We start from the raw sequence: 26,742 nt of genomic DNA, 5'->3' as shown, positions 1-26,742 counted from the left end.
GTCCCGGCGCTTGTCGTGGATCAGCCGGCCAGCTTGCGGAGCAGGCTCTCCAGATCGCGTTCGCCGTCGCGGGTCTGGGCGCCGTAAGCCAGTCCGCCCCGGATCAACTGTTCAGCCGCGGGCCGGACGAACTGGCCGGCCCAAGCGTCGTGTTCGCGCAGCAGGCCCTCGGCCAGGTCAGTGGGAACGATGGCGCGTTTGGCCGCGGCCACCACGCCCTCGGGCAGCGCGGCGATGTTGCGGGCGAGGCGGTCGACGAAGTCGTCGAGTTCATCGGCGGGTACGGCCCGGTTGATCCAGCCATAGCGTTCGGCGGTCTCCGCGTCGTACAGGTCGGCACCGAGCACCACCTCCAAAGCGCGGTTGCGGCCGATCCGATCGGCGAGGTACTGGGTGCCGCCGCCCCCGGGGACGATGCCCATGAGGGCCTCGACCTGGCCGATCCCGGCGCGACCGATCGCCGCGAAGGTCATGTCCGCCGCCGTGACGAACTCCGCCCCGCCGCCACGGGCCTGGCCGGCGAGCTTGACGATCGTCACCTGGGGCTGGTGCCGGAGCAACTCCCCGAGGGCCTGGAAGACGTTGACACCGTCGGGTGTTTCGGCCGCGATTTCGTCGAAGGCGTCCGGCGCGTCGACGAGCGACATGTCGACGTGGGCGATGAAGAAGTCCGGATCGGCGCTGTCGAACACGATCACCCGGACCGAGTCGTCGTCCCGCAAACCGGTCAACAGCCGCCGCAGGTCGGCCATGAGGGCGACGTCCAGGACGTTGACGGGTGGGTTGTCGAGGGTGACACGGGCGATGCCTGCCTCATGGCTCACTCGCAGGGTCGCGTAGGCGTCGTGGTGCACGAAGAATCTCCGATCGGTACCTGTCAGGCAGCTAAGTTCCTGATGTATACCTAGGCTGAAGCGACGGGAGACCGGCGTCAATAACGCACTTTCGGCATCGTAAGGATCGTGGAGGATACCGACATGGACACTCCCGGCACGGACACGGACGTCGTCTACCGGGCCGACTGCCCCAGTCGCCCGATCCTCGACCAGATCGCCGACAAGTGGTCGATGATGGTGATGACCGTTCTCGACCGGCCCCGGCGGTTCAACGACATCAAGCGCCGCCTCGAAGGCGTGACCCAGCGGGTCCTCACCCAGACCCTGCGCCGCCTGGAACGCAACGGGATGATCGAACGGCGCGTGCTGCCGACCTCACCGGTCGGAGTCGAGTACTCCCTCACCCCGCTCGGCGAATCCCTGCGCGAACCCTTCGGTCACCTGTACGACTGGACGACCGCCCACGCGGACGAGATCCAGAACTGCCAGCAGAGCTACGACGAACACCTTCAGGCCGAACGAACGTAGGTCGCCAACCGGTACCGAGTGGCCGAGCGTCAGCAGGCTTTGACGATGACCGAGTGCGCCTTGCCGCCGAGGTCGAGGATCTTCACGTCCCGCTGACCGGCGGGCACGCGAACCTGATAGGTGCCGGGATTGACCGGGTAGCCGAAGTAGCTGCCTGCCGGGGCGGCGCCGGTGCCCGCGATCATCGAGCCGTCGGTGCGGTGGATCGTGGTGGGGACCGCCTTGCCGCAGTTGTTGGAGATGTAGATCTTGCCCTTGGTCGCGGCGGAGGCGGTACCTGCGCCGAAGACCGAGGTGACCAGACCTGCGGTGGCCAGAACGGCGAGAACACGCCGGGTGGTCGTCATGGTGCTCCTTCGGATGCTGAGTGGTCAGGCCAAAAGATATCCGCAGGCGGGTCCGCGTGCTGTCGGTCGAACGCACCACACCGCCGTGAGCCGGTCGGTGATGTTTGTACGAATCTTGTACGAGCTTGAAGAATTTTCGGTCGGACCGCGAAACTCGATGAAGGCGAGCACTCATGCCCGAGCAAGTGCCCCCGGACCTCGTCCGATCCACGTTCTCCCGACGTTCGCTGCTGCGCGCCGGCGGTGGTCTCGCCGCGACGACGGCACTGCTCGGCACCGGCGCGACGTTCGCCGGACCGGCTTCGGCCGCGATCACCGCGCTGCCGACGTCCAAGCGTTTCAACCTCACCGAACCGTCCTACGACGAGTTCCGCAGCAAGCTCCTGCACGAGTCGCACCACGTGATGCAGGGCTTCGCCTTCGACAACCAGAACGTGCGCATCTTCATCGTGAACGCCCGCAATGGCGGGACCGGGGACGACCTGTGCGTCACCCAGGTCAACTTCTCCGGGGAGATCCTGGGCTCGATGCATCTCGACAACGCCGGGCACGGCGTGTCGATCGGCGTCGAACCGGTGGGCACCGACTCCTACATCTGGATGGAATGCGACTCGAACGGGCCCACCGGCGACGGTCGCGGGACGGCGCTGGCCAGGTTCAAGTTCGTCAACGGTGGCACGCCCTCGGTGAAGAAGTTCCTCACCGGCAGCGACACGATCACCTGCGCCACCGATCCGATCAACAAGCGGATCGCGGTACGCCGCAAGGAGGGCGGCAAGATGCACATCAGCGTCTACCCGCTCGCGTCCGCCGCGGCCGGCGACTTCAGCTCGCCGCTGGCGCACTTCCCGCAGCCCGCGCTGGCCGACACGAAGGTGACCTTCCAGGGATACACCATCTACGGCCAATATCTGTACACATTGGACGGTGAGGGTCACGAGAACCCCGCCGACATCAACTCCTACGTCACGTGCATCGACATGAACACCGGCAAGGTGAAGAGCCGCGCGCTGACCAAGGCGGGGAAGTCACTGGTGTATCGCGAGCCGGAGGGCCTCGGGATCTACCGGAGCTTGGCCGGGGAAACCCGCTTGTACATGGGCTTCGGGTCACGCAGCAGCATGGGCAACATCAACCGGTACGCGAACCTGTTCTACAAGAACGTCCTCATCGACTGAGGCCATGTACGTCATGTTCGCCGCGTAGGATCGGGACGCACGCCACAAGGTCCGGCCGGTGCAGCGAAAGGCAGGCATGTCACCCTTGACGCTCGCGAGCACCAACGTGCCGTCCCGGTTCCGCCGGCGTGCGGTGATGGTGTCGATCGCGGCACTGGTCGTTGCCGGAACACTTGGTGCCACGTTCGTCCCCAAGGTGGCGAACCACTTCGGCTACGCCCTGCCGGGCGAGCGGGGACTTCCGTACCAGGTCCACTACAACGACAGGGACTACCGCAACGTCCTGACGTGTGCCGGCGCGCGATGGTGCGAAGACGAAAAGACACCTGAACAGCGAACGAGGTCCTACTGCACGCCTGACTCAGGGGAAAGCGTTCGCGAAACGGGGCTGATGAAGGTCGATGACGTCTTCACCCTGTTCGGATCTTCGCACGCCGTTTTCACAGCCGGCGTCGTCCCGCGGGGAGAAACGGCGACGAGGGTCATCGTCGAGGCTTCTCATGACTGTTACCTGACATACGACCTGGTGGGCGGCCCGTAACCTATCGCCTCGGGCCCCGTCGCGCCGTTCGCGAACAGGAGCCATAACGCGGGGTTCGCGAACCCATGCCCGGGCGGTGAGACGTGGCGGAAGTACTGACGAGAAGCATCCACCCTCGCGTCTCCGTCTCCTTGCTTTTGACCTCCAGGGGGAAATAGGACGCCGCATGGCTGGATTCGCTGTGCTGGATCACTTCGTCGAAGAACCATTCGGATCCGATGATGGCCAGAACCGCCGAGCTGCCCGCGAGCGCCATCCTGAGCGAGGGTGCGTCGAGAATCCTGAACGCATGGATTATCGAATAGCCCGTGACCCCGTATTCATCGTAGTTGATCTCTCCCGCATGCAGGGCGAGCCGAAGGCGCATCTGCTCTTCATGCGGATGAGTCGAGTTGTGCCTGGCCAGTTCCAGCGCGAGGGTATAGGGAAGAGAGTCGACGAACAGAGCCTTTGGCGTCTCGGCGCGAGAGAGAATCAAGATGCCGTCACCGCGGTCTTCGCGATGACAGGAATGCCAGGGAATTCCGGCGCCTTCGAACGCCGTCCGCATCGCTTCGTAGAGCCCGCGGCGGATGCGCACCCGGTTCGCGTTGCTGCGGTGATGTTGCCCGAACCCCTCGATGTCGACCGCGACGATCGTGCAGTGGATCGCAGCCCGGCCGGCCGACTCTCGAGCCACCGAGCGGCCGACGTCGAGACTCAGTGTCACCGGCGACCGCGGGGCATCGTCCGGCATGGCGGTTTCGGGTTCCTGAGGCGATCCCGCCGACAGCACGTGGCCGCCCGCGATGGGCGGCTCAGGATGGGCATCGAACCCGTATTGACCAGGAGTCGACATCTGGTTTCCTCCCCGTTGACGTGCGGCATCACTGCGGTGCCACCGCCGAGAAGCCAGACGTCGGACTGGGGTTGACGGGCCCTCGCGACCACGACATGCAGCTTGACTGGCGGCTGAGCTTGCCAGATCGCTTTGAACGATAAGGTGGAGTTACACTCCCCGGCTACGGTGCCCGGACTATTGTGCGGTTACCGTAACCGTGCACATGAACCAGCTCGTGCATATCGGGTGACCGAACCCGAAGGGAGGAGAAGTGCCACCACCGACCTCTCCGGTGGTCGCGGCCTGGGAGCTCGCTCTTCGGCTCCGCGAACGCCGCGATCAGTTGAACGTCGACGTCAAGACCATCACCGCCGCACTGGGCTTCTCGCGCAACTACTGGTCCGCCGTCGAAAACGAACGCAAAATTCTCTCTGAAGAAAGCCTGACCAGACTTCTGGGGCTTCTCGAGTTCGACGACAGCGAACGACAGGAGTTACTTGATCTGCGACAACTGGCCAAGGAACGGGGGTGGTGGACCAGGTATTCCAGCTTGCTGGGCAGCGAGATTCAACGCATGTACGGTCTCGAACTGGGTGCCCAGGGGGTCCGCGACTACGAAAGTCTGATCATTCCCGGACTACTGCAGACCGCGGATTACGCGAGGGCGATCATGACGCCGGCTGTCGTTCTTCGCCAAGTAGAAGTCGACCAGAGTGTCGAGGTCCGCTTGCAGAGGCAGCAGCGACTCACCAGTGAAAACCCACTTCACGTCACTGCGATCATCAGCGAAGCCGCACTTCGACAGCAGATCGGCGGACCGGCCATTTTGCGTTGCCAGCTCGACCATCTTGCGGGCATGATCGAAGATCATCCCGAACGGATCAAAGTCCGCATCATTCCGTTCAGCACGAAAGCATGCGGACTTTTCGGTGCGTCCACCGTGCACATGATCGATTTCGACAACCCGAGATTGCCCACCGTCGCCTGGCAAGAAACTGTCACAAAATACGACATCATCGATGACTCGACGCGGATCCGCGACTTGACAATGACATACAGTGACGCATTCGGGCAAGCCCTGGATGAGCAACGATCACTGGAAATGATTCACCACTATGCCAGGGAACTAGATTGAACGACGCTAAATCGCCATCGACAATGAAGACCCGAGGAGGCTGGTTCAAGAGCAGCTACTCAAGTGCTACCGGCAGCTGCGTGGAAGTAAAATTGCTGAACGATTCCATCTTGCTGCGCGACAGCAAGGACCGCTCGGCGAACCCGCCGACGATCAGGGTCAATTCTGAAAGCTGGAGCTTCTTTTTGGATTCTCTCAAAGAGAGCTCGGCGACGAAGCCCGCCTGATTCGCACAGGCGGTCATCTTCGCAGGCTACCGTGGGCGGATGCAGACAGCTGCCTGGCAGGGACCGCCCCACGACATCTTGGGCCACCCCGTACCCATCGAGCAGTTCGTGGTCAGGACGGACGACACCGTCGTCGCGCTGCAGCACGCCCTCGCCTTTCGCGAGGGCTGCTGTTTCACCCTGCAGGTGGCCGTCCGGCGGGGGTCAGCGGACGAGACGACCTGGAAAGGCCTGACCGACAGGCACTCGACAAGAGGTTTCCCTCCCGAACCGACCGACGCCGACCTGAAGTTCGGAGTCCGCTTTCCCGACGGCTCGAAAGCCACCACGGTCGGCAACGCCTTCCATGGCTGGGCGAATCCCGCCGAACGACCGGAAGCGCCCAGGCTCGTTGACGCGGGTGGCGGTTTCAGCAGCGACGACCGGTACTACCAGGGCGAGCAACGCCTCTGGCTCTGGCCGCTTCCACCGCCCGGCCCCTTCGAGTTCGTCATCGAGTGGCGAAAAAGAGGAATCGACGCCACTCCTGCGGTTCTCGACGGAAGTGCCGTCATGCACGCGGCGGAAAAGGCCCGGCCGTACTGGCCGCTCTCGTAGCCGGTGCCGTTTTCACTCATGTCAAGACCGCTTCACTCCATCGTGTGCACAGCACAGGCGTGCCCTGGCATTTCATCGATATTTCATCGGCGCTCATTAGCGTTCGGCCCGCAATTCGACAGTGGGGAGAAACCGATGAGAAGAGCCAGATTCCGCTTACTCACGACCGCCGTCCTGTCCGTCGTCACCCTGGCGAGCGCGATCGCCGGTGCCGGGGCCGCGCAGGCGGCCGCCCGGCCTGACGGCGCGTGCGGGCCGGTCATGTTCGTCGTGCCGGGATACCAGGACGGAGGCGCCTTCAAACTGCTGGACCGCGCGTTCGCGCCGGGCGGCGCCGACCCGGTGCGTATCCCGTACCCGAACAGCGCCGGGGACATCAACCTTTACGCCGACGTCGACGCCGGTGTCGCCAACCTCAGGACCGCGCTCTACAACCTCTACGTCACCTACGGCTGCGACCTCGACACCAAGGTGTACATCGTCGGGTTCAGCCTCGGCGCCCTCGTCGCGGGCACCGTACTCGAGACCGAACCGCCCGGGCGCAACATCCAAGGCGTGCTCTTCGCCGACGGGCGGCGGCAGCCCGTCGAGTCGAACTGGCCGGGGGATCCCGGCGGACTGATCGGTCACCTGCCCGTTCCCGGCCCCGGCGGCGCCGGTTTCCGGCCGCTGGACTCGTTCCGCTACCCGACACTGAGCCTGTGCAACGGTCCCAATTCGGGTGGTGGCGCGGATTTGATCTGCTTCGGTGGCACGAATCTGGACAGCTATTTCAATTCGCACCCGTTCTACAGCTTCGATGTGCGCGCCGAGCTGAGCATCCACGGCGAAGGCCCGTACCCGTTCAACCTGCGCAACCGCGTCATCCCGTAACCCGCCACCGCACGATCACCGGTGCGCCGGCGGGGTTCACCCTGCCGGCGCACCGGGTTGCGAAGCCTCCCGAGGTTCTGCCCGCGGGGGCAAGGCGGATCGGACCTTCGGGCACCCCTGCGCCATGACGACCTTTCGAAGCAACCCCATTCCGGTCCTGACGTCTTCCGGACATAGCTTCGAACAAAGGCTGCGAGAGGGGCACCGAAATGGAATTCACCACTAAGAAGACCATCAAAATGGCCATTGTGGGCGGGGCGGTCGCCGCCACCGCACTCCTTTCCGCGTGCAGTGGGAACAGTGTCGCGGGAAATGGTTCTCCGGTGCGGAACGCGGCGGAGACCGCGGCCGTCGGGCAAGTGCCCGAAGGCGGCGGCCGGGGGGCGGCCACCGGCGGTTCCGGCGCCGCGGCGAACGGCGACGTCGACTGCAGCAAGTACGGGGGCCCGGTCGGCGCACCCGGCCGGACGAAGATGGACCTGATCGCGGTGGCCGCCACCGACGGAACCAAGCCTGGCTGCACCGAGGCGTTCACCGTGATCGCCGAGTACTACCAGAAGTTGCCGCAGGCCGAGGGCCCCGGCGAGCGGGTGCTCGACGTCCAGGGGAAGTGGACCTGTGCTCGTCAGGCGGGCTCGGCCGGAGCCAAGGGCGCGGTGGTCTGCGGCGTGCCCAACAGCTCCCTGCAGTTGGAAACCAGGCCCTCCGGGGAGGCGCCCGAGGGGCGGGGCGGCAAGTTCCCGAACTCCACCCAGCGGGTGCAGTTCGCCGGATACGACGCCGGTACGCGGATGGTCCGCTTCAAGCTGGTCACGCACCAGGACTCGCCGGTCGACGGCAGGACCTACCGGCTTCCGCTGCAGAAGGGCGGCGAGGTGTTCAGCGCGGCCACCCTGTGCCCCAGCGACTCGGTCACCATCGACGACCAGGGCTTCGGCAGCCGGCCGTGCGGCCAGGAGCAGCTGATCCAGCAGTTGAAGGACGGCAACCCGGTGCTCGCGCAGATCACCGTGAACGGCGACGACCGGATCGCCACGGTCAAGGAGATCTACCGCCCCTGAACCTCGGAAGGCGAACGACCGGCCCGGCGGCGGACGTCGCGGGCGACGTGCTGGTCAGCGTCACCGAGTTGACGCTGGACGACTTTCGACGGACACCGGGCGCCTACCGGGCCGGCTACGCGCTCAGCCGCGAGTGGCCGCGGCTACCCGGCGCGATCGGCCAGTGGCTGTGGGCCGAACCGCTGCGACGGCGGCACCACCTGGCACGCCGCCGACCTCGATCCGCAGGTCGTCTGGCGAACGGCGGACCGGTGGCTGAAGGATCGCGCCTAAGCGCCGCCTCTCTCGAGTCCCCGCAGTTTGGTATGCCAAAGTGAGCCGCCGGGACCTCGTCGAGAAAGGTGCTCTCCGTGTTGATCCGTGACGTCCGCCCGTGGGGTGGACAGCACAGTGACGTCGAAGTGGCCGATGGCCGGATCACCGCGGTGCGGGCGCACGATCCCGCCGCCGCGCCGTCGCCCGGCACGGTCGAAGGGCGCGGGCGGCTGCTGTTCCCGTCGTTCAGCGACGTGCACGTCCACCTGGACTCGACTCGCGTCGGCCTGCCGTTCCGGCCGCATACGGGCGCGCCGGGCGTCTGGGCGATGATGCTGAACGACCGTGAGAACTGGCGTGACGCCGAGGTGCCGCTGCCCGAGCGCGTCGCCGGGACGCTGGAGCGGATGATCGCCAACGGCACCACCCGGGTGCGCACCTACGCGCAGGTGGACGTCGACTGCCGGCTGGAGAAGCTCGACGCCGTGCTCGCCGCGAAGGAGCGGTTCGCCGGGCACGCGGACGTCGACGTGATGGCGTTCCCGCAGGCCGGAATCCTGCGCGAGCCCGGCACCGTGGACGTCCTGGAGGCCTCGCTGCGTTCGGGCGCCACGGTCGTCGGCGGGATCGACCCGTGCTCGCTGGACAAGGACCCCAAGGGCCATCTCGACGTCGTTTTCGGCCTCGCCGAGAAGTACGGCGTCGAGGTGGACATCCACCTGCACGAGCCGGGGCATCCGGGCGTGTTCTCGACCGATTTGGTGATCGAGCGGGTCCGCGCGCTGGACATGCGCGGCAAGGTGACCCTGTCCCACGCGTACGAGCTGGGCTCGATTTCGGAGTCGGTGAGCCGCCGCCTGATCGACACGTTCGCGGAGCTGGACATCGCGATGGCGACCGTCGCGCCGTCCGTCGACGGCCAGCTGTCCCTGGCGGACCTCACGACCGCGGGCGTGCGCGTCGGCCTGGGGGAAGACGGCCAGCGGGACTACTGGAGCCCGTACGGCAACTGCGATCTGCTCGACCGCACCTGGCAACTGGCCTTCACGCACGGCTTCCGCCGCGACGACCTGATCGAAATGGCACTGGCCGTCGCGACGATGGGCGGCGCGTCGATCATGCGACACGACGTCCCGCGGCTGGCGGGCATCGCCGACCGTCCCGGCGTGGCCGTGGGCGACCGCGCCGACCTGCTGCTGGTGGACGGCGAAACCCCGACGAGCGCGGTGATGGACCGCGGCAAGGACCGCACGGTCCTGCACGACGGCGTCGTCGTGGCGGACGGACTGTCGGTGGTGGACCTCTGATCGACCCGGACGGGTGACGGCGGCCCGCCCCCAAGGAGGGAACGGGCCGCCGTTCAGGCTGTTGTCAGCCTTCGTACGAGCCGTAGTCGACGATGTTGCCGTGGTTGTAGCAATCGCCGCCCCACAGCCAGGTTCCCGGTCCCACCGTCGGTCCGTAGACCCGGTGGCCGTCCGAGCACTTGGTGTAGGCGCCGCTGCGGCCGTAGTCGACGAACACGGTGGCGTTCCAGGCGACGCCGTCGTAGTAGGTGGTCGTCCACCTGCCCACGTGACTGGTGCCGACCTCCCCGCCGATCGCCGAGTGATGCTTCACCTCGGTATCGGCGGACGCCGAGCCGGCACCTGCCAGCAGGATGCCCCCGGTGAGTGCGACGGCCCCCGCCGCCACCGCGATTCCGCGGATCCCCACGTTTTTCATTTCCCCTCCAGTGATCATTTCCGATTTTCGAGAGCGAGAGCCGCGTGAAGCACGGCACCCGCTGTCACCTGTCTAGTGCGCCGGCAGTGTTCTGTGCCGGGGAGTGGACAGCGAACGACAAACTTCCGGACAATGGGGAAAAGCAGACACCTGGGGGGTGGCTGATGCCACGACATGAACGTCCATTCGTTACGGAAGAAGATTCGTTGTCACAGTTCGCGGGGGATCTGCGACGGTTGCGCGAGAACGCCGGAAGCCCGCCGTACCGGGAATTGAGCAAGCGGGCCCACTACGCGGCGAGCACCTTGTCCGACGCGGCGGGTGGCCGGAAACTGCCGACTCTGGCGGTGACCTTGGCCTATGTCCGGGCATGTGAAGGTGACGTCGCCGAGTGGGAGGAGCGCTGGTACGGGACCGCCGCGATGAACCGTGTCCCGGAGACCGAGGAAATCGACGAAGAGATCCCCTATCCGGGTCCCAACGCTTTCGGGGCGCACCAGGCCGACTATTTCTTCGGCCGCGAGCGCCTTGTCGAAGAATTGTCGCGCCACGTCACCGAACGGCGACTCCTCGCGGTTTCCGGCGCTTCGGGATCCGGCAAGTCTTCTTTACTCGCGGCCGGGCTGATCGCGGCGGTCCGGCGATCCGGCCGGGATCGGACGATCCTGCGGTTCACTCCCGGGCCGCATCCGCTCCGGGAAAGCGCGATCCAGCTGGCCGCGGTGAGCGGCGGATCGGCGGTCCGGCTGCACGGGGAGCTGACGGCGGATCCGGCGGCGTTGCATCTGCGTGTCCGTCAGCTCCTGGCAAGGCGACATGAGGACGCGGAACTGCTGCTCGTGGTCGATCAGTTCGAAGAGCTCTTCACCCACTGCCGGACCGTGGAAGAGCGTGACGCCTTCGTCGCGGTGCTCCTGCACGCCGTCCAGGAGCCGGACAGCCGGATCCGGCTCGTGGTGGGTGTGCGTTCGGACTTCATCGGACACTGCGACAGGTGGCCCGCGCTCGCCGCGGCGCTGCGGCCTGAAAACCGGGTCGACGCCGGGCCGATGACCGCTGAGCAGCTGCGCTCGGCGATCATGCGCCCGGCGATCGCCGCCGGGCACCAGCTGGAAGGCGCGCTGGTCGCCACGGTCATGGCCGAGACGGCGTGCGGGCACGGCGTTCTCCCGCTCGTCTCCCAGGCGATGCGCCGGACCTGGCAACGCCCTCACGGCGCCACGCTCACCCTCGCCGCGTACCAGGCTGCCGGCGGGATAACGCGTGCCCTGGCGGACACAGCCGAGGAGGTCTTCGGCGAGTTCGACGAGCTCGGGCGACAGCAGGCGCGGGACGTGTTCGTCCGGCTGACCACGCTGAGCGCCGAAGGCCACGACACCCGGCGGCGCGTCCCCGCGCACGAACTCGAGCCGGCCGCCGCGCCGGTGGTCGCCCGGCTGATCGACGCCAGGCTCGTGACCGCGGGCGCCGACGGGCTGGAGCTCGCGCACGACGCGCTCATCCGGGAATGGCCGCGGCTGCGGAGCTGGCTGTCCACCGGCCGTGGCGCCCTGTATCTGCATCGGCGGCTGACCGAGGCCGCCGGGGTGTGGGAGCGCGCGGACCGCGACCCGGCGCCGCTCTACCGGGGCAGCCAGCTCGATGAAGCGATCGCGTTGGCCGGAGGGACGAGATTGACCCTCCGGGAACACCAGTTCCTCGACGCGAGCATCCAGGCCCGCGAAGAAGAGACGGCCCGGGCGCACCGATCCGCGTGGCGGCTTCGACGGCTGGCGGCCGCGGTGGTGGTCGTGAGCGGACTGGCCGCGGCCTCGGTCGCGCTGGCCGTCCGGGAACGGAGACAGGCCTTGGCGCTCTGCTGGTGACCGCGTGTCGCCGAAGCCAGGACTGGGCAGGGACGAAGCTGTAGCATCACCGGAGCCAGCAGATACGGTCGCCACGGTCGGCCGGATCGCTGTTCCGCTCTTGGGAGGTAGCTCGATGTACAGCCCGTCCGCCCGGTCCTTTCCGGTGTCGCTGACCCCCGGTGACCCGGTCCGGGAAGCGGTACTCCAGGCCGCCACCGCACGACTCGACGAGTACTTCGGCGATCGTGTCCGGGTGGAGGTGGAACAGCTCGACCGCGTCGGGCCCTGGGTGTTCCTGCAAGGGACGATGCGCGGCACCGAAGCCGGCCGTCCGTACTACGACGGCACCGTCTACGAGGCACGCCGGGCCGACGGCGTCATGTCCGACGTCTATGTCGCCCTGCTCAAGAAGCGGGACGAAGCGGCCGCCGACAACGACGCGCGGTCCTGGCGCTTGTCCGCCTACGCCATCGGCCCGACCGACGTCGCCTGGCTGACCTGGGCCGACGACCACGAAGCGCCGCGGACGTTGTTCGGGTTCTGACTTCGGTACAAGCTCAAGCCTCGTGAGTGGTAAGGACGGTTCTAACCGTCCTTACCACTCACGAGGTGAAGCGGATCAGGTCGGCGGGGTCAGGATTTTGACGAGACCGCCGCCACCACCCATGCTGATCTTCTGGGAACCGTCGGGGTTGACGTTGTTCGAGCCGATGAACTGACCATCGCCCGCGTACAGCACGACGTGCCCGCCGTTGTTCGAGATGACCACGTCGCCGGGCTTCGCCTCGGAGAGCGGGACCGACTTCCAGCCGTCCGCTTCGAGGTTGGCCGTCAGGCCCGCGACGGAGGCACTGGCCTGGCCCTTGTCGATCAGGCCGGAAGCCTCCAGACAGCCGGAGACGAAGTTCGCGCAGTTGACGTTGTTGGGCACCCAGGACTGCATCGCGGGAAGCTCACCGCTGCGCTTGAGGTCACCGGCGTTGCGCCCGAGGAACTGCTCGGCGATCTTGGCCGGGTTGTCGCCCTGCGCGTCGATCGGCTTGGCGGGCCGCCCGTCACCCTGCACCCCGGCGACACCACCACCGCCGCCGCCTCCGCCACCACCGCCGCCGTCCCCGCCGCCATAGCTGGGAGTCGGGCTGATGCGGGAATCGACAGGGCTGGCCTTGACGCTCGATGCCGTGGTCTGGCCGGTGTCGGCGGGCACCAATTCCAGGAAACCGTTCTCGATTTCCAGGCCGAGCGGCTTGAGGAGGTCGTCGATCTGTTTCTCGGCGGCGTCGAGTACCCGCTCGATCTCGTCTTTCTTGCCGTTGGAGTCTTTTTCGTTGAGCTGCCGGAGCCGCTCGATGTCCGACGCGGCGGCGGCGATCTCGTTCTCGTCGTCGGAACTGTTCTTCCGCTTCCGGGCCGCGCCGATCAGGGCGCGATTGTCCGCGTCCTTGTCGTTGGCTTCCTGGGCGAGCTGGGCGACCTTCTTCTTGGTGTCGTCGAGGATCTCGGACACGCGCTGAAGAATGTTCTTGGCGGCTTCGGCCTTGTCACTGACCTTGTAACTGGCCTTGCCGAGCTTTTCGAGGTGGTCGGCGACGGCGTCGGCGTCCTTGCCTTCCCATTCGCGCAGCACGTCGTCGCGGAAGAGCTTGAGATCGTCTCCGAGATCATTGGCGCGGGTGGCGGCTCCGCCTACCTTCGCGGCCTGATCGTTGACGGCACCGGCGTTGAGCTTCTGCGCCTGCTGGGCGTGCTTGTCGATGGCGTCCAGCGACTTCGGCCGGTCGTGCGCCGGGTCGTCGAGCGCGCGCTGGTCACGTTCCGCGGTGGTCATCGGTAAATCCCCCTGGTCCCCGTCTTCAGTCCGATCAAGACCGGTCGCGGTTGCCGCCGAGGGTGTGGACACCCGCGGCCTCGTCGTTACGCATGCGCTGGGCGGCGTTGGCCAATGCCTGGGAAGCGGCGTCGACGAGCTTCTCGGCGGCGGCCAGGTGGGCGTTCACGCCGGTGTGGAAACCCTTCACCGTCTTGCCCGTGCTGGCCGCGTTGCTCAGGTCGCCGAACGCGCCACCGGGGTCGCCGTCGCCCAGGTCCTTGCCCGCTTTGCTGAAGCCGTCCTTGAGCCCGCCGACCTTCTTGGCCAGCGCGGCGATCTGCTCTGGATCGAATCGGCGAGTCATGAGTGCTCCCTCACTTGCTGTCCCACGCTGCTCTACCGCGCAGCCTATGAGCTCACAGTCACCTGTGCGCACCGTTTCCCGAAACGCGGATGACCACATTCGTGTACACCGACGCATCCGGCCGCGCTTTGGTTCCCCACGTCGGCGGGAGGATCTTACCGCGTCGGTATCCGCATTCGCCCTGGCCGAAACGCCAGGCGCCCCGGAACCGGGAATCGGTTCCGGGGCGCCTGGTGGCGGATCGGTATCAGCGGAAAGCGGCGATGGCGCGAGCCGCCCAGTCGGAGAAGGGGCGCGGGGCCCGGCCGAGGACCCGCTCGACGTCGGGGCTGACGCGCACCTCCTCCGGCTTCGGGGAGCCGAGGATGTCCAAGGTGTCGTCGGCGAGTTCCGCCGGCATGGTCTCGGCCATGCCGGCCTTGGCTTCGGCGCGGGTGAGCTCGTGGAACCGCACCGGCGAGCCCATCGCGGTGGCGATGGCCTCCGCCTGCTGACGCGGTGTGATCACCTCCGGGCCGGTCAGCTCGTAGACGCCGCCGGTGTGCCGGTCGTCCAGCAGGCAGGCCGCCGCGACGTCGGCGATGTCCGCCGGGTCGATGACCGGCACCCCGACGTCACCGAACGGCGCGGCGACCACCTGCCGCTCACGGACGGACTCGGCCCACCACAGGGCGTTGGAAGCGAAACCGCCCGGACGCAGGATGACCCAGTCCATCCCGGACTCCCGCAGCGTGTCCTCCACCTCGCGCAGCGCGATCCGCGTCGAGCCGAAGGGCCTGGTCGCCACGCCCAGCGACGACAGCAGGACGACCCGGCGGACCCCGCTCGCCGCGGCCTGGCCGATGACGTCGGCCGGGCCGGCCCCGGCGGCGTGCAGGTCGCCGGACAACAGCAGGAACAACGCCTTCGCCCCGGCCAGCACCGGCTCGAGCCCGGCGGGGTCGGCCAGGTCGGCCACCACGTGACGGACACCGTCCGGCACCGCGGCGGCGTGCCGCGACACCGCCGTCACCTCCTGCCCCTTCTCGGCCAACGTCTGCGTCAACGGCTTGCCGATGTTTCCGGTAGCCCCGGTCACCACGATCATGAACAGCTCCTCGTCCGATGTCTTCGGTGGCCGGAACGCTAGGAGCCGAGCTAACTTTTGGTAAGGACATACCTCCAGGTAAGCTCATGGCATGGCGGAAGGCGCACAGCTCAAGGAGACCGGGTCAGGGCGCCCGTATGAGGTGTTTCACACCGACTGTCCCGCTCGCGACGTGGTCGACCACGTGACCAGCCGGTGGGGTGTCTGGGTGCTAATCTCCCTGCGGAACACCGACCTCCGGTTCTACGAACTGCGCGAAAGCATCAGGGGCATCAGCGAGAAGATGCTCGCCCAGACCTTGCGCGCGCTGGTCGAGGACGACCTTGTCTGGCGGAAGGTCGAACCGACGACGCCGCCCCAGGTCACCTACGGGCTGACCGAGTTCGGCCAGGAGGTCGGCGAACCGCTGACGGAGCTGTTCGACCGGATCACGGCGCGGTTGTCCGGCTGACCTAGACCAAGCCGAGTTCGCGTGCCCGGACGCCCGCTTGGAAGCGGGACTCGGCGCCCAGCGCGGCCATCAGTTCGGCCACCCGGCGCCGGTAGGTCCGCACGCCGAGGCCGAGGGTCCTGGCGGCGGCTTCGTCCTTGACGCCGCTGCCGAGCAGGTCCAGCACCGCGGGCGCGAGACGGCGGATCTCGGAGACCCGCGCGTCGTAGACGGCGAGATCGGTCGCCGAGCGCCAGGCCGTCTCGAACAGCGACATCACTCCCTGCACGGTTTCGGGCTGGGTGATGACGCTGTAGCCGCGCCGCCCCGCGATGAGGTCGCCGGCCAGGATCACGAGCCTGCCGTCCATGATGATCGTTTCGTTGACGTCTTCGGCGGAGATCCGGATCTGCGCCCCGAACCGGTCGCGGATCCTCGCCAGCTCCTGCGCGGACACCGAATCGAGCAGCAGGCCCGCCCGGTAGATCTTGCGGATCCGCAGGTCGCCGGTCCGGCGCTCCGCCGCCGCGGTGAGCTCGTCCGACCGGCGATCGGCCACCCAGGTCGCGAGGTCGTTGGCGGCGCACGCGAGGTCGGTCACCGTCGAGAACAAGTGCCCGACCCGGCGGAACAGTTCTTCCTCGCCGTGCACGACCGTGACCGCATCACTCGTCCGCATGGGATCGATATTGCCCCACCTTCGCCGCCCGCGACCAGGTGGCAGGTTGTTGCCATTTCCTGACCTCCGGCGGGCCCGTCGCGACGCTGACGGGTATGACGAACCTCCGCGACAGCACTCCCCCGGCCACCTGGCGGCTCGGTGACCGCACGGTCAACCGCGTCGGTCTCGGCGCGATGCGGCTGACCGGGATGCCCTGGGACGAGAAGCCCAAGAGCCGCGACGCCGCGATCGCCGTCCTGCGCCGGGCGATCGAGCTCGGCGTCAACCACATCGACACCGCGTCGTTCTACTTCACCCCCACGCGGTCGGCGAACGAGTTGATCAGCACCGCGCTCCAGCCCTATCCCGAAGACCTCGTGCTCACCACGAAGGTCGGCGCGGGCCGTTCCCGCGACGGCGAGTTCTCGTTCGCGCGTCCCGGCCAGCTCCGCGGCCAGGTCGAGGAGAACATCCGGCAGCTCGGCCTCGACCACCTCGATGTCGTCAACCTGCGCTGGGGCGCCGGGATGGGCAAGGAACCTGGTTCGGTGGCCGAACATTTCGGCGCGCTCGCGGACCTGCGCGAGGCGGGCCTGATCCGCCATCTCGGTATCTCCAACGTCGTGGCCGACCAGCTGACCGAAGCGAGGACCATCGCGCCGGTGGTCTGCGTGCAGAATCGCTACGGCCTGACCGACCGGGAGGACGACGCCCTGGTCGACCTGTGCGCCGAACACGGCGTCGCGTTCGTGCCGTTCTTCGCCGTCACGACCTCGATTCCGGGCGCCGCTCCCGGTGCCGTGCCGGGGCAGGCCGAGGTCGCCCGGGTCGCCGCGGCTCACGACGCGACCCCGGCGCAGATCCGGCTCGCGTGGACCCTGCACCGCGGGGAGCACGTGCTCGCCATTCCCGGCACCGGCGACCCGGACCATCTGGAGGAGAACGTCGCGGCGGGCGGTCTCCGGCTCAGCGGCGAGGAACTGGCCCTGCTCGAAGGCATCGCGGGCGGCGTTTGACGGAGCAGGCCGGTGGGCACTCCGACCGCATGGGGGAACTACACGATCGGAGTGTCAAAGAGTGACCTCTTTCAGCGTGAAACCGTCGAAACCGATGGCGATCTTCGGCGCGGTGTTCGGAGCGGCGATTCTCCTGTTCGGCCTCTTCAGCGGAATCGGGCGGAACAACGGGTTTCTCTGGCTGTGGCTCGCCGTCGGGATCGGCATCATCGGGTTCAACCTCTGGGCGGCGTTCAGCAAACGAGGCGCGACAGAGGTCATCGAAACCCGCGAAAAGGCCGACGACCCGGCGGATGCCGGCAGGTGACCGCACTTCACCGCCGGATGCGGTGATCCACGGCTACCCAGTTCGTTTCCCAGGTCGTCCCGCCGTCCGCCGAGAACGCTTGCTCGAACCTCGCTTCGTCCGGACTCGGGCGGACGACACGGAAGCGCACCTTGATCGGACGGCCACCGTACTGGTCGTCGCCGAGGAATTCGCCGACGCCGTCACGGAATCCGCCGTACACCGCCGGGGTGGGCAGACCGTCGCGGATGTTGACGAAAGTCAGGCTCCACCGCTTCGCCTGCGGCTCGTACAGCCGCAGGTTGAGGGCTTCGATGCGGCCGTTCGCCCCCGAGACCTCGAATTCGAGGACATTGGCCCGCCGGTCCAGCAGGGGGCGGACGGTGCTCGTGCCCGCGAAGTGCAGCCACTCGTCGGCCGTCTCCGAAAGCGGCTCGGCGAGGACCCGCACCGTGGAGCGCCAGGTGCCGATCTCCCAGTCGAAGGCTCGTTGGCCGTCCGCGCCCGTCGAGGACACGGGCGGCGTCGAGGCGTCGCCCGACACCGCCGTCGCGATCAGCATGAAGGCCGCGAGGCCCACCGTCAGGATTCGTTTGTATGGCACGGTCATGGTCCGACTATCCGAGTGGAGTCCGGCCATGGACAAGAAGGCACCTGCGGGTAACCCCTCTCGCCCCAACCCCCTGCCCGGCTGCCCGATGGCCGCGGCGTTCGCCGCGTTCGGCGGGAAATGGAAGCTGACCCTGCTGTACTGGCTCGCCCACGGCGAGTCCCATTTCGCGGGCCTCCGCCGCCGCGGCACCCCCATCACCCCCAAGGTGCTGGCCGAGCAGCTACGCGAACTCGAGGCCGACGGACTCGTCGAACGCGTGGAGACCGGGCCGGTCCCGGCGCGCGTCCTCTACCGGCTCACGCCCTACGGGACCACGGTTCTGCCCGTGGTCGAAGCGGTCAGGGTCTGGGGCGAGGCGCACCTCGAGCGCACCGGCGGCGAGGCCGCGCCGAATCCGGCGATGGAGTGCGCCGGCGCGATCAGGTAGTCACTTCGCGCCCGACTTGCCCTGCCGTCGCCGGGCGGCGGTCGCCGTGGCGAGGTTCTGCAGGACCTCCTGGGTGGCGGCCATGTCGATACAAGCGTCCGTAATGGACTGTCCGTAGGTGAGCGGCCGGTCGGGGTGGAGGTCCTGCCGTCCCGCCTGGAGGTTGGATTCGAGCATGACGCCGACGATGCCGCGCTGGCCGGTCCTGATCTGGTCGGCGATCTGGTCGGCGACGATGGCCTGCCGCAGATGGTCTTTGCGGCTGTTGTCGTGGCTGGCGTCGATCACGACCCGGCGCGGCAGACCGGCGGTCTGCAGCGCGGTGAGCGCCGCGCGGACGGACGCGGGATTGTGGTTGGGCGCGGAGTTCCCGCCGCGCAGGACGAGATGGCAGTCGGGGTTGCCGACGGTGTGCAGGATGGCGGGCAGCCCGCTGGGGTCGACGCCGGGGACGACGTGGCGTGCTTCGGCGGCACGGATGGCGTCGACGGCGACGGTGACATCGCCGTCGCGGCGGTTCTTGAAACCGACGGGCATGGAAAGGCCGCTGGCCAGCATCCGGTGGTTTTGGCTTTCCACGGTCCTGGCGCCGATCGCGCCCCACGAGACGGTGTCGGCGAGATAAGCCGGAATGGTGGTGTCCAGCCATTCACACGCGGCAGGCAGGCCGCCTTCGGCTAGTTCGAGAAGGAGGTCCCGTGCGATACGCAGGCCGCGGTTGACGTCGCCGGTGCCGTCGAGGTGCGGGTCGTTGATGAGTCCTTTCCAGCCGCCGACCGTACGGGGCTTTTCGAAGTACACGCGCATGACGATCAGGAGATCGTTGACGAATCGGCCCGCGACCGACGCCAGGCGGTCGGCGTATTCGAGTGCCGCGGCGGGATCGTGGATGGAACAGGGTCCGGCGATCACGAGCAGCCGGTCGTCCGTCCCGTCGAGGACGCGGACGACGGTTTCGCGGCCTTGCCGCACGGTGTCCGCCGCGGTGGTGCTGAGCGGCAGTTCGTGGTGCAGCAAGGCCGGCGTGACCAGAGGGACCATGCGGTCGATGCGCTGGTTGTCGAGATCGACGGCGGCGATGGTTGTCATCACAGATATCCAGGGTTTCTGCCGGCACCGGGCGTCAGGGAAAGCCGGGATTTCCCGGCCTGGGCGGCGGTCTCGGGTGAACGAAGAAACAGGCTGGGAAAGCCCGGCTTCACGCAAGCGATGAGGAATTTTCGGAGATTTCTCTTACGTCGAAATCTCCCACCATCCGTCACTCAAAACAATGGAAAAAGCCCTGTCCAACCCTGTTTCCGCGCGCCGTCCGCACTTTACCGGCCCGTCCAGATCGGATCCCTTTTCTCGGCGAAGGCACGGGCGCCCTCGCTCGCGTCCGCGCTCCGTCTGCGGCGTTCTTCCCACGGATACGAGGCGGTGAACGCTTCTTCGAGCGGGAGGTCGAGCGACCGCAGTGCGGCCTCCTTGATGGCGCGGACCGAAAGCGGGGCGGCACGGACGAGATCGTCCGTCCATTCGGCGACGCACCGGTCCAGCTCGGCCACCGGGACGACCTCGTTCACCAGTCCGTGGCGAAGCGCCGTCGCCGCGTCCATCCGGCGCCCGGTCAGCAGATACCCCATCGCCACCTTCTGCGGCAACTGCCGCGGCAGCCGGAAAACGCCGCCCGCACCGGCGATCAATCCGAGCCGGACCTCCGGCAGGGCGAACACCGCGTCCTCGGAGGCGACGACGATGTCGCAGGCGAGCATCAGCTCGAAACCGCCGCCCAGCGCGTATCCGTGCACCCTGGCGACCACCGGTTTGGACAACGTGAACCGGTCGGTGAGCCGGGGATGACCCGGCTGACCGCCACTGCCGAACGTCGAGGCCTCCACGCCCGCTTCGGTCAGCCGCGCGCGTTCCTTGAGGTCCTGGCCGACGGAGAACGCGCGGTCCCCCGCGCCGGTAAGGACCACCGCCCTGATGTCGTCGTCGGCCTCGACGTCGTCCCAGATCCCGGCGAGTTCCGTGTGCATCCGCCGGTCCATCGCGTTCAGCACGTCGGGCCGGTCCATCGTCACGTAGGCGACGTGGTCCTTTTTCTCGTACCGCACCCGGGTTTCGCTCATCGCGACCCCACCGCGAAGCCGTCCACCTTGCCGATCACATCCGCGCCGTAGATGCGCAATGCCTGCTGCAACGCGAATTCGGCGATGTACCGGCGGAATTCTTCAGGCGGTTCCTCGGCCAGGTTCAACATGCGCCGGTTGGCCACCACCGCTTCTCCGTCGAGACGGGCCAGTGCGCCCTCGATCGCCGCGTCCATCTGCTCCGGCGGGACGACCTCGTCGACGATCGACCGGGCGTCCGGCTCGGCCGCCTGGATCCGGCGGCCGCCGAGGATCACCTGGCGGGCCACCCGCGGCCCGGCGATCCGGGAAAGCCGGAAGTTCGAGACGCCGGGGATGATCCCCTCCTTCGCCGCGGGGAGGCTGAGATATGCGTCGGACGCCGCCAGCACGTGGTCGAAGACCAGGAGAAGCTGAGTTCCCCCACCGATCGCGAAGGAATCGACGGCCGCCATCCACGGCTTGTCGGTCAACCGCGAGTGCCACGAGCCGTCGGTGTACAGGCCGCGGAAGATCTTCTGGATGTAGCCCATTTCCCGCCGCAGCAGGAAGTCGACGAGCGGGATTTCGCCGGCGCTCAGCTTCTTGAGGTTAATCCCCGCGCAGAACACCCGGCGGCCCCGGTACCGGGGGTGGCTCATCACCCCGCCCCGCAGCAGCGCCACCCGGACGGACGGATCGAGCAGCACCAGGTCGACCGCGGTCTCCATGTCGTCGACCTGTTGCGCGTCCTCGGCGTTCAGACAGTCGTCCCGGCACAGGGTCAGGTGTGCGACGCCGTCGCGGCGTTCCAGCCGGACGGCTTCCATTTGCAGGACACCGGTCTCGACGAATTCGGGCAGCAACCGCAACGCCCGGGAAGTGGGCCGGAGCATGGCGTCGAGCAGATGCGGACCGGCCTTCGGGGCACGCAGGATCCCGCGCAGGAAGATGCCCTGGTCGATCTCGCGCCCTTCCTTCTCCGCCTGTGGCCGCGAGCGCTCGGCCGCCATCTGCGCTTCCGTCGGCACCAGGCCGGGAAAGGCGAGGGCGGCGGCATTGACGAGTTCGTCGATGCGCAGGTACCGGGTCCGGCCGTCGGTGAGCTCGGCGTAGATCTCCTCGGCGTGCGCCTCCATGAAGTCCGCGCGCATCGCCCGGACGCCGTCGTCGACCCGGTGGGCCTCCCCCGCCAGGGCCCGAAGATCGAGCCCTGGCGGCAGAGTCACGGAATCCGTTGTCACGACTTGGCTTCCCGTCGCAAGGCCCGGTCCGCCGCGGCCAGGTGAGCGCCGAGCGCCTCCTCGAAGGTGGTCGAACCCGCTTCGAAGATCAGCTGACGGCGGATCGCCGTCTCCGCGCCGTCCGTGGCATCGGCGAGCCCGGCCAGCGTCTCCGCCGGGTCCGCGGTCACCTCGTCGACGAGGTTGAGGGCGAGCGCGCGATCGGTCTCGATCGGCGTTCCCAGCAGCACGGCCCGCCGGATCCCCGCCGCACCGGCCTGCTGGGTGAGCCGGTAGATCGTCATCCCCGGCCAGGCACCGCCGCCGGCCCACGTGAGCCGCAGCCGCGTGCCCGGCTCGGCGATCCGGACGTCGGCGGCGAGAAGGAGGTCCAGCGCCATTCCGGCGCACTCCCCCGACGCCACCGCGACCGTGAGCCTGCCGAGCCGTTCGAACCGGCGCACGACCCGTTCCCACTTGTTGACCAGGCCGACGGCGAGTCCGTTCGCCCAGCCCGCGGGCGGGGCGCCCGTGACGTGGATGGTGACCGGTCCCGTTCCCCGGTGGTCCTCGGCGCGATCGCAGAGCGCGTCGATCTCCTCGACCGCCGCGGCCGACAGCGGCCGGTCCCCGTCGAAACGCAGCACCAGTTCGCCGTTCACTTCGTTACGCGTCACCATTGAATAAGCGCCATTTCAATCGTGGAGCCAGGCCCCATGGTCATGAGCACGCCGTAGTCCCCGGGACGAGTGACGTCCTCGTCGGCGAGCCGCTCGTAGGAGAAGAGGAAGGAGCCGCTGGAGAGGTTTCCGTAGTCGCGGAGCACACCGGTGGTGTGGCGGACGTCGTGCCGGCTCAGGCCGAGGTTGACGACGACCGCGTCGACCACCTTCTTGCCGCCGGAGTGCACCAGCCAATGGCCGATGTCACTGCGGCGCAGTCCCGTACCGGACAGCAGCCTGTCGATCACGATCTCGGCGTGCGCGCCGACGACGTAAGGAATCTGCGGGTCGAGGAAGAAGCTGAACCGGTCCTGCTCGCGATCCCAGTCGTAGCGCATCGCCGCGACCGCGTCGGTGATGATGTAGCTCGCGAACTTCAGGACCCGCGGGCCGGGCACCCGGCCGTCGCCGGAGATGACCGCGAGGGCCGCCGATCCGTCGCCGAAGAGGCTGTTGACCACCGCGGTCCGCATGGTGCCGTCGAGGGCGTAAGCGGCGGAACACGCTTCGCTGCACAGGACGACGCCGAGCTCACCGGGATGTGCCGCGGACCAGCCCGAGACCACGTTGAGCGCGTTCAGGCCCGCGTTGCAGCCCATGCCCACGATGTCCGAACGGCTGCAGTGCGGGTCGATCCCCAGTTCGCGGATGATCAACGCGCTGAGGCCGGGGGTCAGGAAACCGGTCGAGGTGACGCAGCACAGGTGACGCAGGTCCGAAAGCGTCGCTCCCGCCGACTTCAGGCAGGCCTCGAGCGCCCGGCATCCCATGTCGACCGCGAGTTTCTTGTGCTTGTCCAGCAGATCGCCCTGCGGTTCCGAGACTCGCTGCCCGCCGGGACCCTCCGGCGGAAGTGTGAGGAAGCGCCGGTCGATCGCGCTGTTCAGGAAGATCGACCGGATCTTCGGATCCTCGACGTCGAGGATTTCGAGGAGTTCGGATTGCGAGTAGGACGACGCGGACACGGCGGTCCCCACCCCGGCGAACCTGGTGATCTCGGTCAGCCCGGTGAAAACGGAAAGGTCCTCGGCCGGTTCGGCAATGGCAGTCATCGGTACATCCACCCCCATGTTCTCAGCTTGCTACGGAACAGCTGCTTGAACTGCGCAGCGGGCATCGATCTCACCTTTCGCGGATCTCGAGTGAACATTCCTGAAATTAGGCTTCGCCGAACTCGGCGGTCAATCGTCCAAGGCCCGTTCCCAGCCGGATTCCGGTTACGGACGAACGATTCGGACGAATGACCGCCGACGGAACGTCTCAAGTGGACTGACGACGTGCCCTACGGCCGCCGGTAGATCGTGATGGAGTGGCCCACCGTGTCGATCGGCGTGCTGCTGTCGAGCAGCACGGCCAGTCGGCCGGTGGCACCGGAAACCCCGGAGACCTCACCGCCCGCGCCGAGACCGCCGACGCCGCCGCCTCCGCCCGAACTGTCGTCATAGTCCCCGAGAATCGCGGAGTCCGACACCGCGAGCAGCCCGTGCACCTGGTCCACGGGCACCCTGAACGGGTCCGCGGCGTCGATGCCGTAGTAGGACGGGAGTGCGCTGCCCTGGTAGACGAGCCAGGTCCGCTCGCCCGGGTAGCGCTCCTTCAGGCGATCCGCCAGGCGACCGAGGTCCTGGCCCCAGTCGACGTTCGAGTCGAGCAGGTACCGATGCGTGTTGGCCGGGCCGCCGAACGCCATGTTGGAATAAGGGAGGTAGTAAGGGAACGTCAGCAGCGAACTGGCCGCGGCGAGGGCCACCAGCACCGTCGCGGCCACCTTCACCCACCGCCGCCGGAGGACGACCACCGCGGCCGCCGCAACAGCCAGGAACATCGGCGCGAAGGCCAGGTACCGGACGCCGTTGTCGCGGACGATGACCATGGCCGTGGCCATCAGCACGGCCGTCGGGATGAGCACATACGGTGCCGCTGGGCGCAACCGGCGAACCGACAGCATCACTGCGGCGCCCGCCAGCCAGATCGCCAGCGCGCCCAGCGGCGTCTTCACCAGCAGCGCGGCTGGCCCGTAGTACCAGAGCGAACCCGTGTAATGCCTGCCGAACAGGAAGTTGTGCCACACGTGGTCTTCCAGTTCGAACTGGAAACGCATGCCGTCCTTCAACGGCTGAGGGAACGGCAACCACTCGACGAGGGTCCGCATCCCGTGCAGGGGTTGCATTCCCTCCGGCGTCTCCCAGTGCAGACCCGGATCCACGACCAGGTAGGAGACCCACACGACGGCGATCGCGATCAGCGCCATCCCGGCGGACGCCAGCAGGCCGCGTCCGATCAGCAGGGCCGGGCTCTTCAGGTCGAGGCCGCGGGCGCGGCGGGCGTGCCAGACGGACAGGACGGCCAGCGGGACCAGGACCGGAACCGCCACCAGGGAAAGGACTTTCGTGGCCGTGGCCGCGCCGAGGGCGAGCCCGGCGAGCGGGAGGTAGAGGGCGGGACGGCTTCTCGCACGCCAAACCAGCCAGGCCGACGTCAGCAGGAAACCGGCCACCGGGACGTCGAGCGTGGCCAGTGATCCGTGCGCGATGACGTCGGGCGAGAAGGTGAACAGGGTGAGCGCCACCAGCCCGCCGGCACGGCCGGCCAAGTCGGAAGCGAACGCGAACACGACCAGCCCGAACAACAGCGTCAGCAGGATCACCGGCAGCCGGGCGGCCAGCATCAGCTGTTCCGGGTCGTTGCCCGCTTCGTACACGACGTGCTTGCCGAGTTCCCACTCGTGGCCATTGAAGGCCGGGTCGATCTTCGGGTCGGTGAAAACCACTCCGGCGGCGATGATCAGCTTGCCCAGCGGAGGATGCTCGGGGTTGTACCGCAGGCTGTGCTGGTCCAGGTAGACCACCGCGGTGCCGACGTAGACCGGTTCGTCGATGGTCGGGGACTGCTCCACGGCCGTCGTGATCATCGCTATCGCCATCTGGGCGAGCAGCGCGAACACGGCCAACCCGAGCAGCCATCGCCGGTTTCGTCTCACCCAGCCGAACCGGTCCGGTTCCGGCGGGCTTGGAAGCTCCGATGGCGCGTCAATGCCCTTGGTCGTCAAGAGGCGTCCTTCCCCCGGTGAACCGGCGGCGCCGGTTCACCCATCGGTCAGTAACGGGACAGTCACTCAGAGAGCTTGATCATTATGATCTTCGCCCTTGATCCGGTCCACGGGCGGAACTTGGTCTGGGGGGTGGCGTCTCGGGCCGTCCCTCGGTGTCGGTCTCAGGGCGAGTGTTGCGAAAGCCACTTTCGCAACGTTGAAGGTTGCGAAAGTGGCTTTCGCAACCTCAGGGACGGCGGCCGTGCACAACGCCCGAGTCGCACTCCGGCCGGGCGCGACAAAACGCCGACGATCGCCATCACGGTGTCGGGTTCCGTGATGGCGATCGTCGGCGCAGGGCTCAGGCGACGGGAAATCAGGCGGAGAGCGGCACTCCGGACAGCTGCCGCTCGAGCTCGACGCTGGTGGCGTAGTCCGGAAGCAGCCCTTGCTGTTCCGCCTCGGCGAGGGTGAGGGCGACCCGGTCCCGGTCGGACACGATCGGGTCGATGCCGTCGTCGATGGGCAGGTTCAGCGCCGGATCCAGCGCCGAGAGCGCGAGTTCCTGTTCCGCCACATAGCTTCCGGAGAGCATGTACGACATGACGGTGTCGTCCTCGAGCGCCACGAACGCGTGGCCGACCCCGACGGGGAAGTACATCGTGCGGTGGTGTTCCTGGTCCATCAGGACCGCGTCGACCTTGCCGAACGTGGGCGAGCCGACCCGGATGTCGATGACGATGTCCAGGGCCTTGCCCCGTGCGCAGTAGACGTACTTCGCGACGCCCGGGGGTGTCACGGTGTAGTGGACGCCCCGCACCACGCCGCGTTTGGACACGCTGTGATTCGTCTGCGCCACCCGGAAAAGCGGGCCGCCGTGGGCCTCGGTGAAGGCCTCTTCCTGGAACGGCGAGAGGAACCGGCCCCGGTCGTCGGGGAAGACGCGCGGGGTGAACTCGATCGCGCCTTCGATGGCGAGTTTGCGTGCTTGCACGGCTTGCTCCTGTGC

The 26,742-nt window shown here is 67.6% G+C and carries 31 protein-coding genes; 15 read left to right on the top strand and 16 right to left on the bottom strand.

Features of this window, described 5'->3' with window-relative positions; all coding sequences use genetic code 11:
• Nucleotides 1-20: 20 nt before the first annotated feature.
• On the bottom strand, nt 21-854 hold the full coding sequence (locus ACLJPX_RS29765) for an enoyl-CoA hydratase/isomerase family protein (RefSeq protein WP_410603716.1): 834 nt from the start codon (nt 852-854) through the stop codon (nt 21-23).
• A 123-nt stretch (nt 855-977) separates the two neighbouring features.
• Between ACLJPX_RS29765 and ACLJPX_RS29760 the strand changes: the two genes are divergently transcribed.
• Nucleotides 978-1,364 carry a winged helix-turn-helix transcriptional regulator gene (locus tag ACLJPX_RS29760; RefSeq protein WP_410604060.1) on the top strand — a complete coding sequence of 129 codons (387 nt, stop codon included), beginning with the start codon at nt 978-980 and terminating at the stop codon, nt 1,362-1,364.
• A 29-nt stretch (nt 1,365-1,393) separates the two neighbouring features.
• Here the strand turns inward: ACLJPX_RS29760 and ACLJPX_RS29755 are convergent, their stop codons facing one another.
• On the bottom strand, nt 1,394-1,711 hold the full coding sequence (locus ACLJPX_RS29755) for a hypothetical protein (protein WP_410603714.1): 318 nt from the start codon (nt 1,709-1,711) through the stop codon (nt 1,394-1,396).
• Nucleotides 1,712-1,884: 173 nt separating this feature from the next.
• Between ACLJPX_RS29755 and ACLJPX_RS29750 the strand changes: the two genes are divergently transcribed.
• Both ACLJPX_RS29750 and ACLJPX_RS29745 read left to right on the top strand, forming a co-directional pair.
• Complete coding sequence (locus ACLJPX_RS29750; RefSeq protein ID WP_410603712.1) at nt 1,885-2,889, top strand: teichoic acid biosynthesis protein C; 1,005 nt, start codon at nt 1,885-1,887, stop codon at nt 2,887-2,889.
• A gap of 76 nt (nt 2,890-2,965) precedes the next feature.
• Entirely contained in the window at nt 2,966-3,430 is a 465-nt protein-coding gene (locus ACLJPX_RS29745; RefSeq protein ID WP_410603710.1) for a hypothetical protein, read from the top strand.
• A gap of 1 nt (nt 3,431) precedes the next feature.
• On the opposite strand, the gene ACLJPX_RS29740 is transcribed toward ACLJPX_RS29745, so the two are convergent.
• Nucleotides 3,432-4,268: a hypothetical protein gene (locus ACLJPX_RS29740; protein WP_410603708.1), complete on the bottom strand. Its 837-nt coding sequence runs from the start codon at nt 4,266-4,268 to the stop codon at nt 3,432-3,434.
• A gap of 253 nt (nt 4,269-4,521) precedes the next feature.
• Here ACLJPX_RS29740 and ACLJPX_RS29735 point away from each other — a divergent pair, with 253 nt between their 5' ends.
• The 6 genes from ACLJPX_RS29735 to ACLJPX_RS29710 all read left to right on the top strand — a co-directional run bounded on the left by ACLJPX_RS29735 (nt 4,522) and on the right by ACLJPX_RS29710 (nt 9,705).
• Entirely contained in the window at nt 4,522-5,385 is an 864-nt protein-coding gene (locus tag ACLJPX_RS29735) for a helix-turn-helix domain-containing protein (protein ID WP_410603706.1), read from the top strand.
• 23 nt (nt 5,386-5,408) lie between these two features.
• Complete coding sequence (locus ACLJPX_RS29730) at nt 5,409-5,612, top strand: DUF397 domain-containing protein (protein ID WP_101612877.1); 204 nt, start codon at nt 5,409-5,411, stop codon at nt 5,610-5,612.
• A gap of 39 nt (nt 5,613-5,651) precedes the next feature.
• A complete protein-coding gene (locus tag ACLJPX_RS29725; RefSeq protein ID WP_410603704.1) occupies nt 5,652-6,209 on the top strand; it encodes a hypothetical protein in 558 nt (185 codons plus the stop codon).
• A 135-nt stretch (nt 6,210-6,344) separates the two neighbouring features.
• On the top strand, nt 6,345-7,082 hold the full coding sequence (locus ACLJPX_RS29720) for a hypothetical protein (protein ID WP_410603702.1): 738 nt from the start codon (nt 6,345-6,347) through the stop codon (nt 7,080-7,082).
• A gap of 209 nt (nt 7,083-7,291) precedes the next feature.
• Nucleotides 7,292-8,143, top strand: a complete 852-nt coding sequence (locus tag ACLJPX_RS29715) for a hypothetical protein (RefSeq protein ID WP_410603700.1) — start codon at nt 7,292-7,294, stop codon at nt 8,141-8,143.
• A gap of 350 nt (nt 8,144-8,493) precedes the next feature.
• On the top strand, nt 8,494-9,705 hold the full coding sequence (locus ACLJPX_RS29710; protein WP_410603698.1) for an amidohydrolase family protein: 1,212 nt from the start codon (nt 8,494-8,496) through the stop codon (nt 9,703-9,705).
• Nucleotides 9,706-9,769: 64 nt separating this feature from the next.
• Here the strand turns inward: ACLJPX_RS29710 and ACLJPX_RS29705 are convergent, their stop codons facing one another.
• The gene (locus ACLJPX_RS29705; protein WP_199193075.1) at nt 9,770-10,123 is read right to left on the bottom strand and encodes a hypothetical protein; all 354 of its coding nucleotides are present in this window, start codon (nt 10,121-10,123) and stop codon (nt 9,770-9,772) included.
• A gap of 206 nt (nt 10,124-10,329) precedes the next feature.
• Here ACLJPX_RS29705 and ACLJPX_RS29700 point away from each other — a divergent pair, with 206 nt between their 5' ends.
• Nucleotides 10,330-11,988, top strand: a complete 1,659-nt coding sequence (locus tag ACLJPX_RS29700; protein ID WP_410603696.1) for a hypothetical protein — start codon at nt 10,330-10,332, stop codon at nt 11,986-11,988.
• A 115-nt stretch (nt 11,989-12,103) separates the two neighbouring features.
• Nucleotides 12,104-12,514: a hypothetical protein gene (locus ACLJPX_RS29695; RefSeq protein WP_410603694.1), complete on the top strand. Its 411-nt coding sequence runs from the start codon at nt 12,104-12,106 to the stop codon at nt 12,512-12,514.
• Nucleotides 12,515-12,589: 75 nt separating this feature from the next.
• On the opposite strand, the gene ACLJPX_RS29690 is transcribed toward ACLJPX_RS29695, so the two are convergent.
• The 3 genes from ACLJPX_RS29690 to ACLJPX_RS29680 form a co-directional block, all read right to left on the bottom strand.
• Nucleotides 12,590-13,798, bottom strand: coding sequence for a peptidoglycan-binding protein (locus ACLJPX_RS29690; protein ID WP_410603692.1), 1,209 nt, complete (start codon nt 13,796-13,798; stop codon nt 12,590-12,592).
• Nucleotides 13,799-13,832: 34 nt separating this feature from the next.
• Nucleotides 13,833-14,144, bottom strand: coding sequence for a hypothetical protein (locus ACLJPX_RS29685; RefSeq protein WP_410603690.1), 312 nt, complete (start codon nt 14,142-14,144; stop codon nt 13,833-13,835).
• A gap of 247 nt (nt 14,145-14,391) precedes the next feature.
• Nucleotides 14,392-15,231 carry an SDR family oxidoreductase gene (locus ACLJPX_RS29680; protein WP_410603688.1) on the bottom strand — a complete coding sequence of 280 codons (840 nt, stop codon included), beginning with the start codon at nt 15,229-15,231 and terminating at the stop codon, nt 14,392-14,394.
• Nucleotides 15,232-15,322: 91 nt separating this feature from the next.
• Here ACLJPX_RS29680 and ACLJPX_RS29675 point away from each other — a divergent pair, with 91 nt between their 5' ends.
• Nucleotides 15,323-15,682 (top strand): winged helix-turn-helix transcriptional regulator, encoded by a 360-nt coding sequence (locus ACLJPX_RS29675; protein WP_410603686.1) that lies wholly within the window; start codon nt 15,323-15,325, stop codon nt 15,680-15,682.
• Nucleotide 15,683: 1 nt separating this feature from the next.
• Here the strand turns inward: ACLJPX_RS29675 and ACLJPX_RS29670 are convergent, their stop codons facing one another.
• On the bottom strand, nt 15,684-16,340 hold the full coding sequence (locus ACLJPX_RS29670; RefSeq protein WP_410603684.1) for a DNA-binding response regulator: 657 nt from the start codon (nt 16,338-16,340) through the stop codon (nt 15,684-15,686).
• 95 nt (nt 16,341-16,435) lie between these two features.
• On the opposite strand from ACLJPX_RS29670, the gene ACLJPX_RS29665 reads away from it, so the two are divergent.
• Together ACLJPX_RS29665 and ACLJPX_RS29660 are read left to right on the top strand one after the other, a co-directional pair.
• On the top strand, nt 16,436-17,338 hold the full coding sequence (locus ACLJPX_RS29665) for an oxidoreductase (RefSeq protein ID WP_410603682.1): 903 nt from the start codon (nt 16,436-16,438) through the stop codon (nt 17,336-17,338).
• A gap of 61 nt (nt 17,339-17,399) precedes the next feature.
• On the top strand, nt 17,400-17,645 hold the full coding sequence (locus ACLJPX_RS29660; RefSeq protein WP_410603680.1) for a hypothetical protein: 246 nt from the start codon (nt 17,400-17,402) through the stop codon (nt 17,643-17,645).
• Nucleotides 17,646-17,652: 7 nt separating this feature from the next.
• Here the strand turns inward: ACLJPX_RS29660 and ACLJPX_RS29655 are convergent, their stop codons facing one another.
• A complete protein-coding gene (locus ACLJPX_RS29655) occupies nt 17,653-18,234 on the bottom strand; it encodes a hypothetical protein (protein WP_410603678.1) in 582 nt (193 codons plus the stop codon).
• A gap of 28 nt (nt 18,235-18,262) precedes the next feature.
• On the opposite strand from ACLJPX_RS29655, the gene ACLJPX_RS29650 reads away from it, so the two are divergent.
• Entirely contained in the window at nt 18,263-18,664 is a 402-nt protein-coding gene (locus ACLJPX_RS29650; protein WP_410603676.1) for a winged helix-turn-helix transcriptional regulator, read from the top strand.
• Here ACLJPX_RS29650 and ACLJPX_RS29645 read toward each other — a convergent pair whose 3' ends face one another.
• From ACLJPX_RS29645 to ACLJPX_RS29615, 7 genes are all read right to left on the bottom strand, one after another.
• Nucleotides 18,665-19,753, bottom strand: a complete 1,089-nt coding sequence (locus ACLJPX_RS29645; protein ID WP_101612861.1) for a 3-deoxy-7-phosphoheptulonate synthase — start codon at nt 19,751-19,753, stop codon at nt 18,665-18,667.
• Between the two features lie 227 nt (nt 19,754-19,980).
• Nucleotides 19,981-20,778 carry an enoyl-CoA-hydratase DpgD gene (gene dpgD, locus ACLJPX_RS29640; RefSeq protein ID WP_410603674.1) on the bottom strand — a complete coding sequence of 266 codons (798 nt, stop codon included), beginning with the start codon at nt 20,776-20,778 and terminating at the stop codon, nt 19,981-19,983.
• Nucleotides 20,775-22,001 (bottom strand): (3,5-dihydroxyphenyl)acetyl-CoA 1,2-dioxygenase DpgC, encoded by a 1,227-nt coding sequence (gene dpgC / locus ACLJPX_RS29635; RefSeq protein ID WP_410603672.1) that lies wholly within the window; start codon nt 21,999-22,001, stop codon nt 20,775-20,777. The genes dpgD and dpgC overlap by 4 nt, the downstream gene beginning before the upstream one ends.
• Entirely contained in the window at nt 21,998-22,660 is a 663-nt protein-coding gene (gene dpgB, locus ACLJPX_RS29630; protein ID WP_410603670.1) for an enoyl-CoA-hydratase DpgB, read from the bottom strand. The genes dpgC and dpgB overlap by 4 nt, the downstream gene beginning before the upstream one ends.
• On the bottom strand, nt 22,654-23,754 hold the full coding sequence (gene dpgA / locus ACLJPX_RS29625; RefSeq protein WP_101612857.1) for a 3,5-dihydroxyphenylacetyl-CoA synthase DpgA: 1,101 nt from the start codon (nt 23,752-23,754) through the stop codon (nt 22,654-22,656). Before dpgA ends, dpgB begins: the two co-directional genes overlap by 7 nt.
• Before the next feature lie 230 nt (nt 23,755-23,984).
• Nucleotides 23,985-25,682 (bottom strand): phospholipid carrier-dependent glycosyltransferase, encoded by a 1,698-nt coding sequence (locus ACLJPX_RS29620; protein ID WP_410603667.1) that lies wholly within the window; start codon nt 25,680-25,682, stop codon nt 23,985-23,987.
• A gap of 427 nt (nt 25,683-26,109) precedes the next feature.
• Nucleotides 26,110-26,727: a dTDP-4-dehydrorhamnose 3,5-epimerase family protein gene (locus ACLJPX_RS29615; protein ID WP_410603665.1), complete on the bottom strand. Its 618-nt coding sequence runs from the start codon at nt 26,725-26,727 to the stop codon at nt 26,110-26,112.
• Nucleotides 26,728-26,742: the final 15 nt, after the last annotated feature.

It is taken from the genome of Amycolatopsis sp. lyj-90, assembly GCF_046549035.1.
Taxonomy (GTDB): domain Bacteria; phylum Actinomycetota; class Actinomycetes; order Mycobacteriales; family Pseudonocardiaceae; genus Amycolatopsis.
The sequence above is the reverse complement of the archived record's forward strand: the minus strand, read 5'-3'. Positions and strand labels throughout refer to the sequence as shown.

Excerpts from the sequence above, each read along its gene's own strand:
- ACLJPX_RS29675 (WP_410603686.1), top strand. The coding sequence starts at position 15,323 with ATGGCGGAAGGCGCACAGCTCAAGGAGACCGGGTCAGGGCGCCCGTAT.
- dpgA (WP_101612857.1), bottom strand. The coding sequence starts at position 23,754 with ATGACTGCCATTGCCGAACCGGCCGAGGACCTTTCCGTTTTCACCGGG.
- ACLJPX_RS29645 (WP_101612861.1), bottom strand. The coding sequence starts at position 19,753 with ATGACAACCATCGCCGCCGTCGATCTCGACAACCAGCGCATCGACCGC.
- ACLJPX_RS29715 (WP_410603700.1), top strand. The coding sequence starts at position 7,292 with ATGGAATTCACCACTAAGAAGACCATCAAAATGGCCATTGTGGGCGGG.
- ACLJPX_RS29695 (WP_410603694.1), top strand. The coding sequence starts at position 12,104 with ATGTACAGCCCGTCCGCCCGGTCCTTTCCGGTGTCGCTGACCCCCGGT.
- dpgD (WP_410603674.1), bottom strand. The coding sequence starts at position 20,778 with ATGAGCGAAACCCGGGTGCGGTACGAGAAAAAGGACCACGTCGCCTAC.
- ACLJPX_RS29730 (WP_101612877.1), top strand. The coding sequence starts at position 5,409 with ATGAAGACCCGAGGAGGCTGGTTCAAGAGCAGCTACTCAAGTGCTACC.
- ACLJPX_RS29740 (WP_410603708.1), bottom strand. The coding sequence starts at position 4,268 with ATGTCGACTCCTGGTCAATACGGGTTCGATGCCCATCCTGAGCCGCCC.
- ACLJPX_RS29665 (WP_410603682.1), top strand. The coding sequence starts at position 16,436 with ATGACGAACCTCCGCGACAGCACTCCCCCGGCCACCTGGCGGCTCGGT.
- ACLJPX_RS29760 (WP_410604060.1), top strand. The coding sequence starts at position 978 with ATGGACACTCCCGGCACGGACACGGACGTCGTCTACCGGGCCGACTGC.
- ACLJPX_RS29650 (WP_410603676.1), top strand. The coding sequence starts at position 18,263 with ATGGACAAGAAGGCACCTGCGGGTAACCCCTCTCGCCCCAACCCCCTG.
- ACLJPX_RS29755 (WP_410603714.1), bottom strand. The coding sequence starts at position 1,711 with ATGACGACCACCCGGCGTGTTCTCGCCGTTCTGGCCACCGCAGGTCTG.
- ACLJPX_RS29750 (WP_410603712.1), top strand. The coding sequence starts at position 1,885 with ATGCCCGAGCAAGTGCCCCCGGACCTCGTCCGATCCACGTTCTCCCGA.
- ACLJPX_RS29725 (WP_410603704.1), top strand. The coding sequence starts at position 5,652 with ATGCAGACAGCTGCCTGGCAGGGACCGCCCCACGACATCTTGGGCCAC.
- ACLJPX_RS29680 (WP_410603688.1), bottom strand. The coding sequence starts at position 15,231 with ATGATCGTGGTGACCGGGGCTACCGGAAACATCGGCAAGCCGTTGACG.
- ACLJPX_RS29670 (WP_410603684.1), bottom strand. The coding sequence starts at position 16,340 with ATGCGGACGAGTGATGCGGTCACGGTCGTGCACGGCGAGGAAGAACTG.
- ACLJPX_RS29685 (WP_410603690.1), bottom strand. The coding sequence starts at position 14,144 with ATGACTCGCCGATTCGATCCAGAGCAGATCGCCGCGCTGGCCAAGAAG.
- ACLJPX_RS29655 (WP_410603678.1), bottom strand. The coding sequence starts at position 18,234 with ATGACCGTGCCATACAAACGAATCCTGACGGTGGGCCTCGCGGCCTTC.
- dpgB (WP_410603670.1), bottom strand. The coding sequence starts at position 22,660 with ATGGTGACGCGTAACGAAGTGAACGGCGAACTGGTGCTGCGTTTCGAC.
- ACLJPX_RS29745 (WP_410603710.1), top strand. The coding sequence starts at position 2,966 with ATGTCACCCTTGACGCTCGCGAGCACCAACGTGCCGTCCCGGTTCCGC.
- ACLJPX_RS29690 (WP_410603692.1), bottom strand. The coding sequence starts at position 13,798 with ATGACCACCGCGGAACGTGACCAGCGCGCGCTCGACGACCCGGCGCAC.
- ACLJPX_RS29720 (WP_410603702.1), top strand. The coding sequence starts at position 6,345 with ATGAGAAGAGCCAGATTCCGCTTACTCACGACCGCCGTCCTGTCCGTC.
- ACLJPX_RS29705 (WP_199193075.1), bottom strand. The coding sequence starts at position 10,123 with ATGAAAAACGTGGGGATCCGCGGAATCGCGGTGGCGGCGGGGGCCGTC.